This is a genomic window from Streptomyces sp. GbtcB7, assembly GCF_019091445.1.
GTDB classification, from domain to species: domain Bacteria; phylum Actinomycetota; class Actinomycetes; order Streptomycetales; family Streptomycetaceae; genus Streptomyces; species Streptomyces mirabilis.
Genome location: NZ_JAGXJM010000670.1, coordinates 1 through 234, shown reverse-complemented (window position 1 = coordinate 234; position 234 = coordinate 1). Strand labels below are relative to the sequence as shown.

Below are 234 nucleotides of genomic sequence, written 5' to 3'. Positions count from 1 at the left end.
AGAGGCGTTCGGTGGTCGTCTTGGCCGCCGCCAGGTCGCGGCGGTGTCCGGAGACCAGCGGGTAGTAGTCGTCGCCGTACGTCCCCCAGGCCAGCCACCGCGGGCCGAGGTCGAGGGCCTGCGCGGTCGCGTCCGGGTGGATGCCCGCGGCGCTCAGCGGAAGGACGTACGCGTCCAGCTTGTCCTCGACCCAGACGCGCTCCTGGAGCATGCCCTTCTCGTACATCCAGCCGG

1 pseudogene is annotated in these 234 nt (G+C 71.8%); it reads right to left on the bottom strand.

Going from position 1 to position 234, the window contains the following annotated elements:
• Window positions 1-234: pseudogene (locus tag KVT44_RS57190) on the bottom strand (germacradienol/geosmin synthase); the annotation flags it as partial.